Here is a 13,757-nt window from a genome sequence, read left to right as displayed (position 1 = left end):
AACGGTATCATTCCTGACGTGACGAAGGCCATGACCAGAGCAGAACGAAAAAAGGCGGAACTGCGCCGCGAGATCATCGACGCATCATTCGAGTGCTTCGCGAAACACGGCTACCACGCGACCGGAATTGCCGATATCGCAACAACTCTCGGAATCGGTCACGGCACGTTCTACCGATACTTCGAGAACAAGCGCGACATCATCGACCACGTCATCGACGATCTGATCGCAAAAATAATCAGCGCACTCGCCGTCGAGAATGCCCCTGACGCAGCAAACACGTTGGACGAGTACCGCGCGCAGGTCGGTCGCATCGCCGAAGCACTCCCCCGCATCTTCTTCGACGACCCGCGTATTCCGCGGGTTCTCCTCTTCGAAACGACCGGCGTCGACGCCGATCTCACAGGCAGGATGCTCGATCTACTCGACCAGTCGGCATCGTTGACCGCGGCGTATCTGCATCACGGAGTCGAATGCGGCTATCTACGCGCCGACCTCGACGTCGACAACACTGCGCAGGCCGTCAACGGCATGATGCTGGCAAGTGCAATTCACGGATTGCGAGCCGATTCGTCCGTCGACTGCGCAGCACTGAACCAGGCCATCAGTCGCCTCATGTTCGACGGAATCCGCGCCGAGAACGCCTAGCGAACGACGATTCCCTCGGCGCGCATCGCATCCTTGACCTGCGGGATGCTCAAATCGCCGAAGTGGAAGACACTCGCTGCCAGAACTGCATCCGCGCCCGCTTCCACAGCAGGAGCGAAGTGTTCGACCAGGCCGGCACCGCCACTGGCGATCACCGGTACGTGGACCGCCGCCCGGACAGCACGGATCATCAGAAGGTCGAAGCCGGCCTTGGTGCCGTCGGCATCCATCGAGTTGAGCAGGATCTCCCCCACTCCCAACTCCGCGCCACGCTCGGCCCACTCGACCGCGTCGATACCCGTCCCGCGCTTGCCTCCGTGAGTGGTGACCTCCCACCCTGACGGTGTGTCCGGCTGCCCCTGGGGAACGGTGCGGGCGTCGACCGAGAGGACGATGCACTGCGAGCCGAAACGCTCACTCAGTTCCTTGAGTAGCTCCGGGCGCGCGATTGCCGCGGTGTTGACGCTGACCTTGTCGGCACCGGCACGCAGCAGACGATCGACGTCCGCCACCGTGCGCACTCCACCGCCGACAGTCAGAGGAATGAAAACCTGCTCGGCAGTACGACTTACGACGTCGAGCATCGTGCCACGATCCGACGTGGACGCGGTGACGTCGAGGAAGGTCAGTTCGTCAGCGCCCTGAGCGTCGTACGCCGCCGCGAGTTCCACGGGATCTCCGGCGTCGCGAAGATTCTCGAAATTGACACCCTTGACCACTCGTCCGGCGTCGACGTCGAGGCACGGAATCACGCGAACTGCGAGGGTCATGACTGTGGTCCTCCTGAGGACGAAGCGCGCGGATCACCGAGCGCGTTGAGGATATCGAGAATCTCACCGTGGATGCCCGGGGCGGCGGCGAGCACCGACTCCGATTCTACGGTCCACGGGTTGCCGGCCAGATCGGTGACCACCCCGCCCGCTCCGCGAACGAGCGCGACACCGGCTGCGTTGTCCCACGCATTGCGGCCGTAGACGATCGCACCGCCCAGGATGCCCGCAGCGGTGAACGCCAGGTCGACTCCGGTGGAGCCGTGTATCCGGATCCGCGAGGACACCTTGCTGATCTCGGCGAGGAGGTCGAGCCGGAAACTGCCGGGGATCCGGCCGCGACTGTTGACGTTGAGCGCACCCAAGCCGACGATCGACGACGCCAGATCGGTTGGCTCCAGCGGAGGTACGGCGATTCCGTTGACCAGCAACGGACCGCCGGCACGAGTCGCGTATGTGTGACCGATCAAGGGAAGCCAGGTCAATCCGAGCACCGGGACACCGTCGTCGAGAAGCGCCAACAACGTTCCGGCAGTAGGCAATCCGGCCGAATAGTTGAAAGTTCCGTCGACGGGGTCGAGAACCCAGACAAGTCCCGAACCGACGTCGGGGCCACCGAATTCCTCGCCGTGCACCTCGATGCCGGTCTGCTCGAACAACTCCGCGGTCAACCGCTTCTCGAGCGCGAGATCGACCTCGGTGGCAAAATCGCCCCAACCCTTGCGGACCGCGCTCGGGGCACCGACACCGGAGACGAACTGATCGTGGACGCCGTCGAGAAGCCGACTCGCAATCGCGAGAAGTTCGTCGAGGTCACGCGTCGGAGTCATCTGGAAAATCTATCCGGAAACTGCTGCCAGTGCTTCGGGGAGTGTGAAGCGTCCGGCATAGAGCGCCTTGCCCACGATCGCGCCTTCGACACCCTGATCCACCAGGCTGGAAATGGCGAGCAGATCCTCGATGGTCGACACACCACCAGAGGCCACGACGTGCGCGTCCGTGACTGCGCAGACCTGACTGAGAAGTTCGAGGTTGGGACCGGTGAGGGTGCCGTCCTTGGAGACGTCGGTGACGACGTAACGGGTGCAGCCGTCGCGATCCAGACGCGCGAGGGTCTCCCACAGATCGCCGCCGTCGGTGACCCAGCCGCGACCACGGGTGCGGTACTGACCGTCGACGAGACGAACGTCGAGGCCGACGGCGATCTTGTCGCCGTACTTGGCCAATGCACGCGCACACCACTCGGGATCTTCGATAGCGGCGGTACCGAGATTCACGCGAGCACAGCCGGTGGCCAGTGCGGCTTCCAGGGAAGCGTCGTCGCGGATTCCTCCGGAGAGTTCCACCTTGACCGTCAGGTCACCGATGACGCCGGCCAGCAGTTCGCTGTTGGACCCACGCCCGAAAGCGGCGTCGAGGTCGACCAGATGCACCCATTCGGCGCCGTCGTTCTGCCACGCAAGAGCAGCATCGCGGGGCGACCCGTAACCGGTCTCACTTCCCGCCTCTCCTTGCACGAGGCGAACAGCTTCACCGTTGACGACATCTACAGCAGGCAAAAGGACCAGGCTCACGTGCGGTAACCCTAGTAGGTCAGGACCTCGAACCGTCTTCCGGGTCACCGAACGCTTTTCGGGTCATCCGCTTGGATACGACGCCCATTGCCGCGATCGCAGCGACGACCCCCACGAGACCGATCGCGAGACCGACACCCGGCGAGGGTTCGAGCACGACGATGACGACGGTGGCGACCGCCAACGCAGCAACAGCGGCGCCGAGCGAGAACAACGCCAGACGAGCGAGGGAAAAGTCGTCGCCGCGGTTCGGGCCGGAGCTCCCGGTCACAAACTCTGCACCCAGTTGCTCAGCAACTCGGCGCCTGCGTCGCCGGATTTTTCGGGGTGGAACTGCGTCGCGGACAACGCTCCGTTCTCCACGGCAGCGAGGAACTTTCCGCCGTGATCTGCCCACGTCAGCTTCGGAGGTGCGATGTGCTCGGACGGCGCGAGTTCCCAGCTCTGCACACCGTAGGAGTGGACGAAGTAGAAGCGGGTGTCGGCGTCGATGCCCTTGAACAGGGTGCTGGACTCCGGAGCCGCCACGGTGTTCCAGCCCATGTGCGGCAGAACTTCAGCTTGCAGCCTCTCGACGGTGCCAGGCCATTCGCCGCAGCCCTCCGCCTCGACACCGAATTCGACTCCCCGATCGAACAGAATCTGCATGCCGACGCAGATGCCCAGCACCGGCCGGCCACCGGCCAAGCGTCTGCCGATGATGCGGTCACCCTGGACTGCGCGCAGACCTTCCATGCAGGCCGCGAACGCGCCGACACCGGGTACCACGAGACCGTCTGCCGCCAGTGCAACCTTCATATCGTTGGTCACCTCCACCTGCGCCCCGGTGCGCGCCAGTGCGCGAGTAGCGGAATGCAGGTTGCCGGAGCCGTAATCGAGTACAGCAATCGTGGAAGCGCTCATGCCCCAACTCTATCGGGCAACCCTGCTGCCGATCACTTTGCCGCCTGCGGCCAGTGCCGGGAGTAGAGCGACAACGACCGCGGAGACCGCGAACACCCACGCATAGCCGGCAGTCGTGGCCACGAATCCCAGAGCCAGTGCACCGATCCCGGTGCCGGCGTCATAGCCGATGTTCCAGATCGCGCTCGCGGATCCGAGTTGCCTCGGGCCGGCAGCCTGGAAAGCCATGACCAAGGACTCGTTCTGCACTGCACCGAACCCGAGCCCGAAAAGGACCGCCGCGCAGAACAAGACCGGTGTCGAACCGCCGTCGACGTTGACAGCGAAGAGCACCAATCCGATGGTCGACGACGCCAGCGCCGGCGCGAGAGTTCGGCCACTGCCGACACGATCGGCGATCAGCCCCGCCGAGAATCGACCGACCAACATCGACCCACTGGCAGTCGCCAACACCACACCTGCAACAGCCGCGCGCTCCGAAATGGCGATCGGCAGCAACGACGACAATCCGCCGAACGACGCGGACACGCACGCCAGAGCGAGCACCGGAACCAGGACGGCGAACACACTCAACCGGGCGGATTCCCCGGTCGGCTGGGCGAAAATCTTCGGCAACCCGGCAATGGCCACCAGCGCGAGCGCCGGGATCAGCGCACCGAGGACGAACACCGGTGTCGCCGACCACCGTTCCATGATCGCAAGCCCCAGCGGAAGCCCCGCCATTTGTGACGCAGCGATCGCAATTCCCTGAGCGCCGGTGGCACGGCCCAGAATTCGCTTGGGCGCCAACTCCGCCACCAGTGCGCTGCCGGCCACCGTCAGCATGCCGAAACCGATACCTCGCACCGCGGAAACCGCCAGGACAGGGCCGGCGTCGGCCGAGCTCAACAGCACCAACGACGGTGGACCGAGGAGCAGACATCCGACCGCCAACACGCGCCGGTAGCCCTGCGTCCGCAACAGCCGAGGCACGAGCAGTTGCGTCACGACCGTGGCCGCCATGAAGACACCGGTCACCGACCCGGCAAGCGCATCCGATCCGCCGGATTGCGCAACCAGCAACGGCACCACCGGCAACAGCAACGACCAGCCGCCGAAAGCTGCTGCCGCCATGATCAGGACACCGACCATGCCCGGAGTACGAAGCAACCCCGGCCCCGCCTCTTTCCCCGTCACAGACGCAGTAACTTTTCGCGTCACAGACGCAGTAACCTTTCGCGTCACAGACGCAGTGCGCCCGCTACCGCCGCCAGAACCGCCAACGCCAGAAGGATTCCCGACGCCAGCTTGTTGACCTTGAACATCGAGTAAGCGCCGCCGACGGCAATTCCCGCACCGATGAACAGCAGATAGGTGAAGAGGACGCTCACAGTGTTCCCTTCGTCGACGGCACGCCGCTCACGCGCGGATCCAGCTCGACCGCGTCACGCAAAGCACGCGCAACGGCCTTGTACTCGGCCTCGGTGATGTGGTGCTGATCGCGGCCGTACAGAACCCGAACGTGCAGTGCGATACGTGCATTCAATGCGATCGACTCGAACACGTGGCGGTTGATCACCGCGTGATACGGAACGCCCGGGTACCCGCCGATAACGGAATGCACCATGTAGTCGGGCTCACCGGTGTGCACGCAGTACGGGCGACCGGAGACGTCGACCGACGCGTGCGCCAGCGTTTCGTCCATCGGTATGAAAGCGTCGCCGAAACGGCGGATGCCCTTCTTGTCGCCGAGTGCCTGGCCGAGTGCCTGGCCGAAAACGATCGCGGTGTCCTCGACGGTGTGGTGAGCGTCGATCTCGACGTCACCCTTCGCCTTGACACCGAGATCGAAGCTGGCGTGGGTACCCAAGGCGTTGAGCATGTGGTCGAAGAACGGAACGCCGGTGGAGACGTCGACGATGCCGGTCCCGTCCAGATTCAGTTCGACGACGATGCTTGATTCCCGAGTTGTTCGTTCGATCCGCGCGATGCGATCGCTCATGCCGTCTCTCCTGAATTCGTGTCGACCAGCTGGGTGCCTGCGATTTCGTCACTGGCCTTGATGAACGCGTCGTTCTCGGCTTCGAGTCCCACTGTGGCCCGCAGGTATCCGGGGATGCCGATGTCGCGGATGAGAACCCCGCGGTCGAGGTATTCCTTCCACGCCTGTGCACTGTCGGTGAACTGACCGAACAAGATGAAGTTCGCGTCACTGGGAATCACTCGGAAACCGGTGTCCGCCAGTGCCTTCGACACCCGATCACGCTCGGCAGACAAGGCATGGACACTGCCGAGGGTCTCGTCGGCGTGACGCAGTGCGGCACGTGCCGCAGCTTGCGTGACCACCGAGAGGTGATACGGCAAGCGCACCAACAACAGTGCGTCGATGAATGCGGGAGCTGCGGCGAGGTAGCCGAGTCGGCCACCGGCAAACGCGAACGCCTTGCTCATGGTGCGGGTGACAACCAGCTTGGCCGGGAACTCGTCGATCAGCGTCATCGCGCTGGGGGCAGCGGAGAACTCCGCGTACGCCTCGTCGACGATCACGATGCCCGGCGCCACGTCGAGAATGCGTCGCAGTTCCGCAATACCGACGCTGTGTCCGGTCGGGTTGTTGGGGCTGGTCACGAACACGACGTCCGGTCGACGCTCCTCGATCACTATGACGGCAGCATCCACGTCGAGTGCGAAATCGTCCCGACGGAAGACCTCGACCCACTCGGTATCGGTACCGTCGGCGATGATCGGGTGCATCGAGTACGAGGGCACAAAACCCATCGCGCTGCGCCCCGGACCTGCGAACGCCTGCAACAACTGCTGCAGAATTTCGTTCGATCCGTTTGCCGCCCAGAGATTGTCGACGGTGACCGGCACCCCGGTCTGCTTCGACAGGTACGCAGCCAGATCCGTCCGCAACGCCACAGCGTCACGGTCTGGATAGCGGTGCAGTTCCTTCGCGGCTTCGCGCACGGATTCGGCAACATCGTCGATGAGCGCCTGCGTCGGCGGATGCGGGTTCTCGTTCGTGTTGAGCTGAACCGGAACCGTCAACTGCGGGGCGCCGTACGCCGACTTTCCACGCAGGTTCTCGCGAATCGGAAGGGCGTCGACCGAAATCGATCCTCCGGGAACACTGCTCATCGCAGCGCTACTCATCGCAAAGCCTCGAATCGCAGACGCACAGCCTCGCCGTGAGCGGGCAGGTCCTCCGCATTGGCGAGCGTGATGACGTGTCCGGCAACGTCTTTCAGAGCCGACTCGGAGTAGTCGATCACGTGGATCCCACGCAGGAAGGTCTGCACGCTCAGACCGGAGGAGTGACGTGCACACCCGGCCGTCGGCAGAACATGGTTGGAGCCGGCGCAGTAGTCGCCGAGGCTGACCGGCGCCCATGGGCCGACGAACACGGCACCAGCGCTGGTGACCTGAGCTGCGACACCGGTTGCGTCCTCGGTCTGAATCTCGAGGTGCTCGGCCGCATAAGCGTTGACGACGCGCAGACCAGCGGAAACATCGGAGACCAGCACGGTGCCCGACTGGCTGCCGGTCAGCGCCGTGGTGACGCGCTCGCGGTGCTTGGTGATCTCGAGCTGCGCGGCCAGAGCCGCATCGACGGCGTCGGCCAATTCGACGCTGGTCGTGACGAGGACGCTGGCGGCCATCACGTCGTGCTCGGCCTGACTGATGAGGTCGGCAGCAACGTGAACCGGGTCAGCGGTGTGGTCGGCGAGGATCGCGATCTCGGTGGGACCGGCCTCCGCATCGATGCCAACCAGTCCGCGGCACAGACGCTTGGCCGCAGTGACGTAGATGTTGCCGGGGCCGGTGATGAGGTCGACCGGTACAAGTTCGGTTCCGTCGGTGTCGGTTCCGCCGTACGTCAGCAAGGCAACGCCCTGTCCGCCGCCGACGGCCCACACCTCGTCGACACCGAGCATGGCTGCGGCGGCAAGGATCGTGGGGTGCGGCAATCCGCCGAACTCGGCTTGCGGAGGCGAGGCGACTACGAGCGATCCGACGCCGGCCGTCTGAGCCGGCACGACGTTCATGACAACACTCGACGGGTACACGGCGTTGCCACCGGGGACGTACAGCCCGACGCGCTCGACGGGAACCCAACGCTCGGTGACCGTGCCACCCGGGACCACCTCGGTGACGGTGTCCTTGCGACGCTGATCGGCGTGCACCTTGCGGGTGCGCTCGATCGCAACCTCGAGGGCTTCCTTGACGGCCGGGTCGAGTTCACGAAGTGCGCGCTCGAGCTCCGCCGCTGGAACCCGGACCGAGGACGGACGAACGCCGTCGAACTTCTCGCCGAACTCGAGCGCGGCTTCGGCCCCACGATCACGAACGGCTTCGACCATCGGGCGAACCTGATGCAGCACCGCGTCCACATCCACTCCACCTCGGGGAAGCGCGGCGCGAAGTTCGGCCGTGGATGGGGTACGACCACGCAGGTCGGTGCGGGCAAGCATGAGAGTTCCTCTCGTACGCAAACGGGGTGCCTGTGCAAGCGGCAGCAAACCGGTCCGGCATTTCGGGCCCGATCAACGGGTCCGAAACACAGAACTGACGTCAATTATCCAGGATAGGCGCACCCCATTTTTCACCGGTCCACCAGCGACGCTCACTGCAGGTCCGGCGCTCGCCGCCGGGCAAGTTCGATCAGCTCGTCCCTTCGGTCGGTCGCCACCGAGATTTCGCGGCCGTCGTGGAGACGAAAGCGGACCCCGTCGCCGGGTGAGGCGAGAATTACCCGCATACCTGGGCCGGTCATCCGATAGCCGATTCCGGAGCCCATCCCGATATGGACCGCAGTTGCCGACACAACCTCGTCCCACCGAAAAACCTGACGCAATCCCGGAGACAGTGCGATTGTCACTCGTTCGGCGTCTGTGGTGATGATCACGCACACCTTCCACATGTACGCGGCCAACCCGAAGGAAAGGATCGCGGACAACACGGCGCCGACGTAGCCCGCCGGGTCACGTTCCACGATCGCCGCGAACCCACAGACAATCACCATGACAATTCCGAGGACGACGCACAATGCAGCCGTCGATCGCCGCAGTAGTGGGCTCAGCGGAATGGACTCGTGAACCTCGTGCACCGCACCCCCGCCTCGATCGCCGACAACCCCCGCGCAGTGGAACGGCACCGGGAACACGACCATCCCATTACTCGCGCTTTTATAACAAACACGTCACGCACAGCTAGGGTCCAAAGTCGTGACAGACAGTGACGTGGCCACGACCGCACCTCCGGCCTTGCCGACCCCTCAGCGATCCAGCGGACCGAACCGAGCACGGATCGTTGCGATTGTCGCATCGATCCTCGGCATCATTTTGTGCGGATCAGTGCCGTTCCTGCCGATCGAGCAGGACACCGCCACCGTCAACTGGCCGCAGGCCGGATCGACGACAAGCGTCGAAGCACCATTGGTCTCGTACACGCCGCTTCGTATGGAGGCATCCATTCCGTGCGCGTCGATCAACGAGTTGACCGCCGGCGGCGGAACACTCGTCTCGACTGCTCCCCCCGGTGCCGCAGACGCCCGGCGATACGGATTCGTCGCGACGGTCTCCCCCGAGTCCGCCGACGCCCCCGCTCGGGTCGAGGCGGTCCTGCGCGATCAAGTGTTGCTCTCGGCACCCGTCGCTGATCTGCAGACTGGCTGCGCGCTCACACTCGTCGCCGAGCCGACTCGAACCACCTTCAGCGCCACCGGTTCCGAACCGCGCGTCATCGAGGGCGACAGCCGGCCACAGGTGGTCGGTGTCTTCAGCGACCTCGATTCGGCGGCAGCCGGTTTGAACGTCTCGATCGAGGCGGACTCTCGCTTCACGTCGAGCCCGTCGGTGATCAAGACCCTCGCCATGATTCTCGGGGCACTCACGGCGGTCGTGTCCCTCTTCGCGCTGCACCGCCTCGACAACCGCGACGGCCGCGGAACACGCAAATTTCTGCCCGCTCGATGGTGGAAGTTCACTGTCCTCGACGGTGTCGTCGTCGGAACTCTGGTGCTCTGGCACTTCATCGGCGCTACCACCACCGATGACGGCTACCAGTTCACGATGGCCAGGGCCTCGGAGCAATCGGGCTATATGTCCAACTACTTCCGGTGGTTCGCGGTTCCCGAAACCCCGTTCGGAACGCCGTACTACAACATCCTCGGACTCCTGGCCCACGTCAGCACCGCAAGCCCGTGGGTCCGTCTGCCTGCTCTGTTGGCGGGCATCATCACCTGGCTTGTCATCAGCCGAGAGGTTGCGCCTCGGCTGGGCGCCGCCATTCGCGGAAATCGACTCGCCCTCTGGACCGGCGCGCTCGTCTTCCTCGCATTCTGGCTTCCGTTCAACAACGGACTGCGCCCCGAACCGATCGTTGCTCTCGGTGTCCTGCTGACGTGGTGCTCGATCGAACGCGCGGTCGCGACGAGACGACTTCTACCGGTCGCAATCGCGATATTGATCGCCGGATTCACCTTGACTGCCGGCCCTTCCGGACTCATCTGCTTCGCCGCTCTCATCGCCGGAATACGCCCGATCATGCGCATCATCATCGAACGTGCCCGCACCACCGGTTACGTCGCGGCTGTCGGGCCACTGCTGGCTGCCGGACTGTCGATCCTCATCCCCGCGTTCGGTGATCAGAGTCTGGCCGCCGTCATCGAGATGCAGCGTGTCCACTCGATCTCACCGAATCAACCCTGGTTCGACGAGTATCTCCGCTATCAGTACCTCTTCAACATCTCCGTCGACGGTTCCCTGACCCGCAGGTTCGGTGTGTTCGTCATGGTTCTGTGCCTTGGCGTCTGCACCGCGATGATGCTGCGCAAGGGGGGCCGGATCCCCGGTTTGGCCGCCGGTCCGTCACGCCGCGTCGTGGGGCTGACGATCGGCGCGCTGCCACTGCTGATGTTCTCGCCGACCAAGTGGACGCACCACTTCGGGATCTTTGCCGGGCTCACTGCAGTTCTGGCGATGATGACGGCCGTCGCCGTGGGAACGAGACTCCTGCGCTCGCCGCGCAATCGGGCCCTCTTCGCGGCAGCCGTCCTGTTCCTCCTGGCGGTCGCATTCACCGGCAGCAACAGCTATTACTACGTGTCCAGCTACAGCGTTCCGTGGTGGGACAAGCCGGTGTCGATCAGCGGACTCGGCGCGAGCACCGTCCTCCTCGGGCTGACCGTGCTGATGCTCGGCGTCGCTGCGTGGTACTTCTTCCGTGAGCCGTACACCGCCGGAAAGGAACTGTCCGCGAGGCACGCTCGACTGCTTGCCATCTCGCCGCTGACCATCGCCGCGGGCGCGGTGGTCCTCTTCGAGGTGCTGTCCATGGCCAAGGGCGCGATCACCCAGTACCCGGCATATTCGGTGGGCCGCGCGAACGTCGACGCCGTTCTCGGCCAACATTGCGGACTCGCCAACGACGTCCTGATCGAGACCGATCCGAACGCGTCGATGCTGACCCCTCTCTCCGGCAACGTGGCCACAGCTCTCTCCGCCGGTGGGGCGACGGGATTCGATCCCAATGGCGTGGCCTCCGACCTTCGAGCCGACAAGGAGGCCACCGCCACCGGTGGCGCGAACACCGTCGACACCGCGGAGGACACCGCCGGCAACTCGGCCGGAACCGGCGGTGGCGCCGGACAGACCGGCGTCAACGGCAGTTCGGTCGCGTTGCCGTTCGGCCTCGACCCGGCGACGACACCCGTCATGGGCAGTTACGGTCAGCCTTCCCCGGGCACTCTGACCAGTGACTGGTACCAACTCCCCGACGTGGGTGAGAACGCCACACGCGGAGACATCATCTCGATTGCCACGGCGGGTCGTGTTCGATCCGTCGACAAGGACGGGATCGTCACCTACGGCCAGAACGTCGAGGTCGAGTACGGCACAGCGCGCGGGGTCGACGATGCCGAAACAGACGCTGTGGAAACACTCGGAAAGATCGCACCCCTCGACATCGGGCCGGCACCGTCATGGCGGAACCTGAGAGTGCCGCTGGACCAGATTCCCGTCGAAGCCAACAGCATTCGACTTGTGGTCAGCGACTACGACAGCAAGGCCGACCAATGGGTGGCCGTTACGCCGCCACGGGTTCCGAAGACCCAGAAGCTCAACGACGTCGTCGGTTCGCAGGCGCCCGTCATGCTGGATTGGGCTGTCGGACTGGCATTCCCGTGCCAACGCCCCTTCGACCATCGGGTCGGAATTGCCGAGGTCCCCGAGTACCGGATCCTTCCCGACCATTCCGGCGCACTCGTGACCAGCGCATGGCAGGACCACTACGGCGGCGGACCGTTGGGGTGGATCGACCTGCTTCTGAGCGCTCAGACCATTCCGTCGTATCTCGACAACGACTGGGCTCGCGACTGGGGGTCGATCGAGAAGTACACACCGATCGATCCGAGTGCCGTGCCTGCCCAGGTCGACGAAGCGACCGTTCAGCGCTCCGGGACGTGGAACCCCGGATCGATGACCATGGTTTTCTGAGCGGCAGGGTGACTGAGTGACGCGGTCCAGTGGCAGGCGGATCGGACGAAACGCCTGCGACTGGACACTTGTATGACTTAGTCTCCCTGGCATGGGAGCCCTGTCACGGTCTATTGCGCCTGCGCTGATGGCACTGACGTGTCTGTTCGGGGCGCTGGCCCTTCCCGCTCGCGCCTCGGCGGAGGCACCGGATGACTTCCTCTGGGGTGTTGCCACCTCCGGATTCCAATCGGAAGGTTCGTCACCGGACAGCAACTGGTCTCGATACTCCGATTCCGGACGAACCCACGACAAGATCGGTGACTCGGTCGACTTTCGCCATCGCTACGCCGAGGACATCGACCGGGCGGCCGATCTGGGATCGAAGGTTTTCCGATTCGGCGTCGAGTGGGCGCGAGTTCAGCCCGCCGCCGGGAGCTGGAACGAGACCGAATTCGCGTACTACGACGACGTGGTGGCTCACATCCGCGCGCGGGGCATGACTCCGATGATCACGCTCGACCACTGGGTGTATCCGGGATGGGTTGTCGATCAAGGCGGCTGGACAAATCCGAAGACGGAAGCCGATTGGCTGGTCAACGCAGAGAAGGTAGTCGAGCGGTACTCGGGAATCGGGGCGCTGTGGATCACGATCAACGAGCCGACTGTGTACGTTCAGCGTGAATTGACCTACGGCGGAATCGCACTCACCCAGGCGCCGTCGATGTTCGACTCATTGGTCCGAGTCCACCGGGCGATCTACGATCGCATCCATGTTCTCGATCCCGGTGCTCGCGTGAGCAGTAATTTCTCCTTCATTCCCGGCGTGTCCGAGGCGATCGATTCGGTATTCACGGATCGGGTGCGCGACAAGCTCGACTTTCTCGGGATCGACTACTACTACGGTGTGGCCCTGAACAATCCGACTGCCGCGTACGCCGCACTCGACGAGTTCTACAACGTCACGCCACAACCCGAAGGCCTGTACGACGCATTGATGCGGTACTCCGGCAAGTATCCAGAACTCCCCCTCTACATCGTCGAGAACGGCATGCCCACTGACAACGGAGCGCCGCGCGCCGACGGATACACACGCTCGAATCATCTACGCGATCACATCTATTGGATGGAACGCGCCCGAGAAGACGGCGCCGACGTGATCGGCTACAACTACTGGTCGATTACCGACAACTACGAATGGGGTTCTTACCGACCTCGATTCGGGCTCTACACGGTCGATGTTCTCGGCGATCCCACTGCGGTTCGAATCCCGACCGACGGCGTCGACACCTACCGCCGAATCATTCACGACAACGGCGTCGGCGCCGACTACGTGCCCGTCATGGCTCCGGCTTTCTGCTCGCTCGTCGATCCTCCCCGCAGCTGTACGGCTACTCGATGAAGGC

14 protein-coding genes are annotated in these 13,757 nt (G+C 64.1%); 3 read left to right on the top strand and 11 right to left on the bottom strand.

Going from position 1 to position 13,757, the window contains the following annotated elements; genetic code table 11:
* Positions 1-30 precede the first annotated feature (30 nt).
* A complete protein-coding gene (locus I7X09_RS20875) occupies positions 31-648 on the top strand; it encodes a TetR/AcrR family transcriptional regulator (RefSeq protein WP_442800602.1) in 618 nt (205 codons plus the stop codon).
* Here the strand turns inward: I7X09_RS20875 and hisF are convergent.
* The 11 genes from hisF to I7X09_RS20820 form a co-directional block, all read right to left on the bottom strand.
* Positions 645-1,418 (bottom strand): imidazole glycerol phosphate synthase subunit HisF, encoded by a 774-nt coding sequence (hisF, locus tag I7X09_RS20870; protein WP_095969965.1) that lies wholly within the window; start codon positions 1,416-1,418, stop codon positions 645-647. The two genes, I7X09_RS20875 and hisF, sit on opposite strands and share 4 nt — an antisense overlap.
* The gene (locus I7X09_RS20865) at positions 1,415-2,248 is read right to left on the bottom strand and encodes an inositol monophosphatase family protein (protein WP_095969964.1); all 834 of its coding nucleotides are present in this window, start codon (positions 2,246-2,248) and stop codon (positions 1,415-1,417) included. The genes hisF and I7X09_RS20865 overlap by 4 nt, the downstream gene beginning before the upstream one ends.
* A 9-nt stretch (positions 2,249-2,257) precedes the next feature.
* Positions 2,258-2,992: a bifunctional 1-(5-phosphoribosyl)-5-((5-phosphoribosylamino)methylideneamino)imidazole-4-carboxamide isomerase/phosphoribosylanthranilate isomerase PriA gene (gene priA, locus I7X09_RS20860; protein WP_003942371.1), complete on the bottom strand. Its 735-nt coding sequence runs from the start codon at positions 2,990-2,992 to the stop codon at positions 2,258-2,260.
* A 19-nt stretch (positions 2,993-3,011) separates the two neighbouring features.
* The gene (locus I7X09_RS20855) at positions 3,012-3,263 is read right to left on the bottom strand and encodes a hypothetical protein (protein ID WP_095969963.1); all 252 of its coding nucleotides are present in this window, start codon (positions 3,261-3,263) and stop codon (positions 3,012-3,014) included.
* Complete coding sequence (hisH, locus tag I7X09_RS20850) at positions 3,260-3,895, bottom strand: imidazole glycerol phosphate synthase subunit HisH (RefSeq protein ID WP_200313444.1); 636 nt, start codon at positions 3,893-3,895, stop codon at positions 3,260-3,262. The genes I7X09_RS20855 and hisH overlap by 4 nt, the downstream gene beginning before the upstream one ends.
* A gap of 9 nt (positions 3,896-3,904) precedes the next feature.
* On the bottom strand, positions 3,905-5,026 hold the full coding sequence (locus tag I7X09_RS20845; RefSeq protein WP_200317962.1) for an MFS transporter: 1,122 nt from the start codon (positions 5,024-5,026) through the stop codon (positions 3,905-3,907).
* Positions 5,027-5,115: 89 nt separating this feature from the next.
* Complete coding sequence (locus I7X09_RS20840) at positions 5,116-5,265, bottom strand: hypothetical protein (RefSeq protein WP_007732248.1); 150 nt, start codon at positions 5,263-5,265, stop codon at positions 5,116-5,118.
* Complete coding sequence (gene hisB, locus I7X09_RS20835; protein ID WP_200313442.1) at positions 5,262-5,876, bottom strand: imidazoleglycerol-phosphate dehydratase HisB; 615 nt, start codon at positions 5,874-5,876, stop codon at positions 5,262-5,264. The genes I7X09_RS20840 and hisB overlap by 4 nt, the downstream gene beginning before the upstream one ends.
* Positions 5,873-7,015, bottom strand: a complete 1,143-nt coding sequence (locus tag I7X09_RS20830) for a histidinol-phosphate transaminase (RefSeq protein ID WP_200317960.1) — start codon at positions 7,013-7,015, stop codon at positions 5,873-5,875. Before I7X09_RS20830 ends, hisB begins: the two co-directional genes overlap by 4 nt.
* 11 nt (positions 7,016-7,026) lie before the next feature.
* On the bottom strand, positions 7,027-8,349 hold the full coding sequence (gene hisD, locus I7X09_RS20825) for a histidinol dehydrogenase (RefSeq protein WP_095969958.1): 1,323 nt from the start codon (positions 8,347-8,349) through the stop codon (positions 7,027-7,029).
* Positions 8,350-8,501: 152 nt separating this feature from the next.
* Positions 8,502-9,047 (bottom strand): hypothetical protein, encoded by a 546-nt coding sequence (locus I7X09_RS20820; protein ID WP_200313440.1) that lies wholly within the window; start codon positions 9,045-9,047, stop codon positions 8,502-8,504.
* A gap of 70 nt (positions 9,048-9,117) precedes the next feature.
* Between I7X09_RS20820 and I7X09_RS20815 the strand changes: the two genes are divergently transcribed.
* On the top strand, positions 9,118-12,372 hold the full coding sequence (locus tag I7X09_RS20815; RefSeq protein WP_200317958.1) for an arabinosyltransferase domain-containing protein: 3,255 nt from the start codon (positions 9,118-9,120) through the stop codon (positions 12,370-12,372).
* A 127-nt stretch (positions 12,373-12,499) separates the two neighbouring features.
* Positions 12,500-13,753: a glycoside hydrolase family 1 protein gene (locus I7X09_RS20810; protein ID WP_124569448.1), complete on the top strand. Its 1,254-nt coding sequence runs from the start codon at positions 12,500-12,502 to the stop codon at positions 13,751-13,753.
* The last annotated feature ends 4 nt before the right edge of the window (positions 13,754-13,757 follow it).

It is taken from the genome of Rhodococcus sp. P-2 (assembly GCF_016598535.1).
Taxonomy (GTDB): domain Bacteria; phylum Actinomycetota; class Actinomycetes; order Mycobacteriales; family Mycobacteriaceae; genus Rhodococcus_F; species Rhodococcus_F baikonurensis.
This window is presented reverse-complemented; position numbering and strand designations above follow the sequence as displayed.

Excerpts from the sequence above, each read along its gene's own strand:
- I7X09_RS20875 (WP_442800602.1), top strand. The coding sequence starts at position 31 with ATGACCAGAGCAGAACGAAAAAAGGCGGAACTGCGCCGCGAGATCATC.
- hisF (WP_095969965.1), bottom strand. The coding sequence starts at position 1,418 with ATGACCCTCGCAGTTCGCGTGATTCCGTGCCTCGACGTCGACGCCGGA.
- I7X09_RS20865 (WP_095969964.1), bottom strand. The coding sequence starts at position 2,248 with ATGACTCCGACGCGTGACCTCGACGAACTTCTCGCGATTGCGAGTCGG.
- hisH (WP_200313444.1), bottom strand. The coding sequence starts at position 3,895 with ATGAGCGCTTCCACGATTGCTGTACTCGATTACGGCTCCGGCAACCTG.
- I7X09_RS20845 (WP_200317962.1), bottom strand. The coding sequence starts at position 5,026 with ATGGTCGGTGTCCTGATCATGGCGGCAGCAGCTTTCGGCGGCTGGTCG.
- hisB (WP_200313442.1), bottom strand. The coding sequence starts at position 5,876 with ATGAGCGATCGCATCGCGCGGATCGAACGAACAACTCGGGAATCAAGC.
- I7X09_RS20830 (WP_200317960.1), bottom strand. The coding sequence starts at position 7,015 with ATGAGCAGTGTTCCCGGAGGATCGATTTCGGTCGACGCCCTTCCGATT.
- hisD (WP_095969958.1), bottom strand. The coding sequence starts at position 8,349 with ATGCTTGCCCGCACCGACCTGCGTGGTCGTACCCCATCCACGGCCGAA.
- I7X09_RS20820 (WP_200313440.1), bottom strand. The coding sequence starts at position 9,047 with ATGGTCGTGTTCCCGGTGCCGTTCCACTGCGCGGGGGTTGTCGGCGAT.
- I7X09_RS20810 (WP_124569448.1), top strand. The coding sequence starts at position 12,500 with ATGGCACTGACGTGTCTGTTCGGGGCGCTGGCCCTTCCCGCTCGCGCC.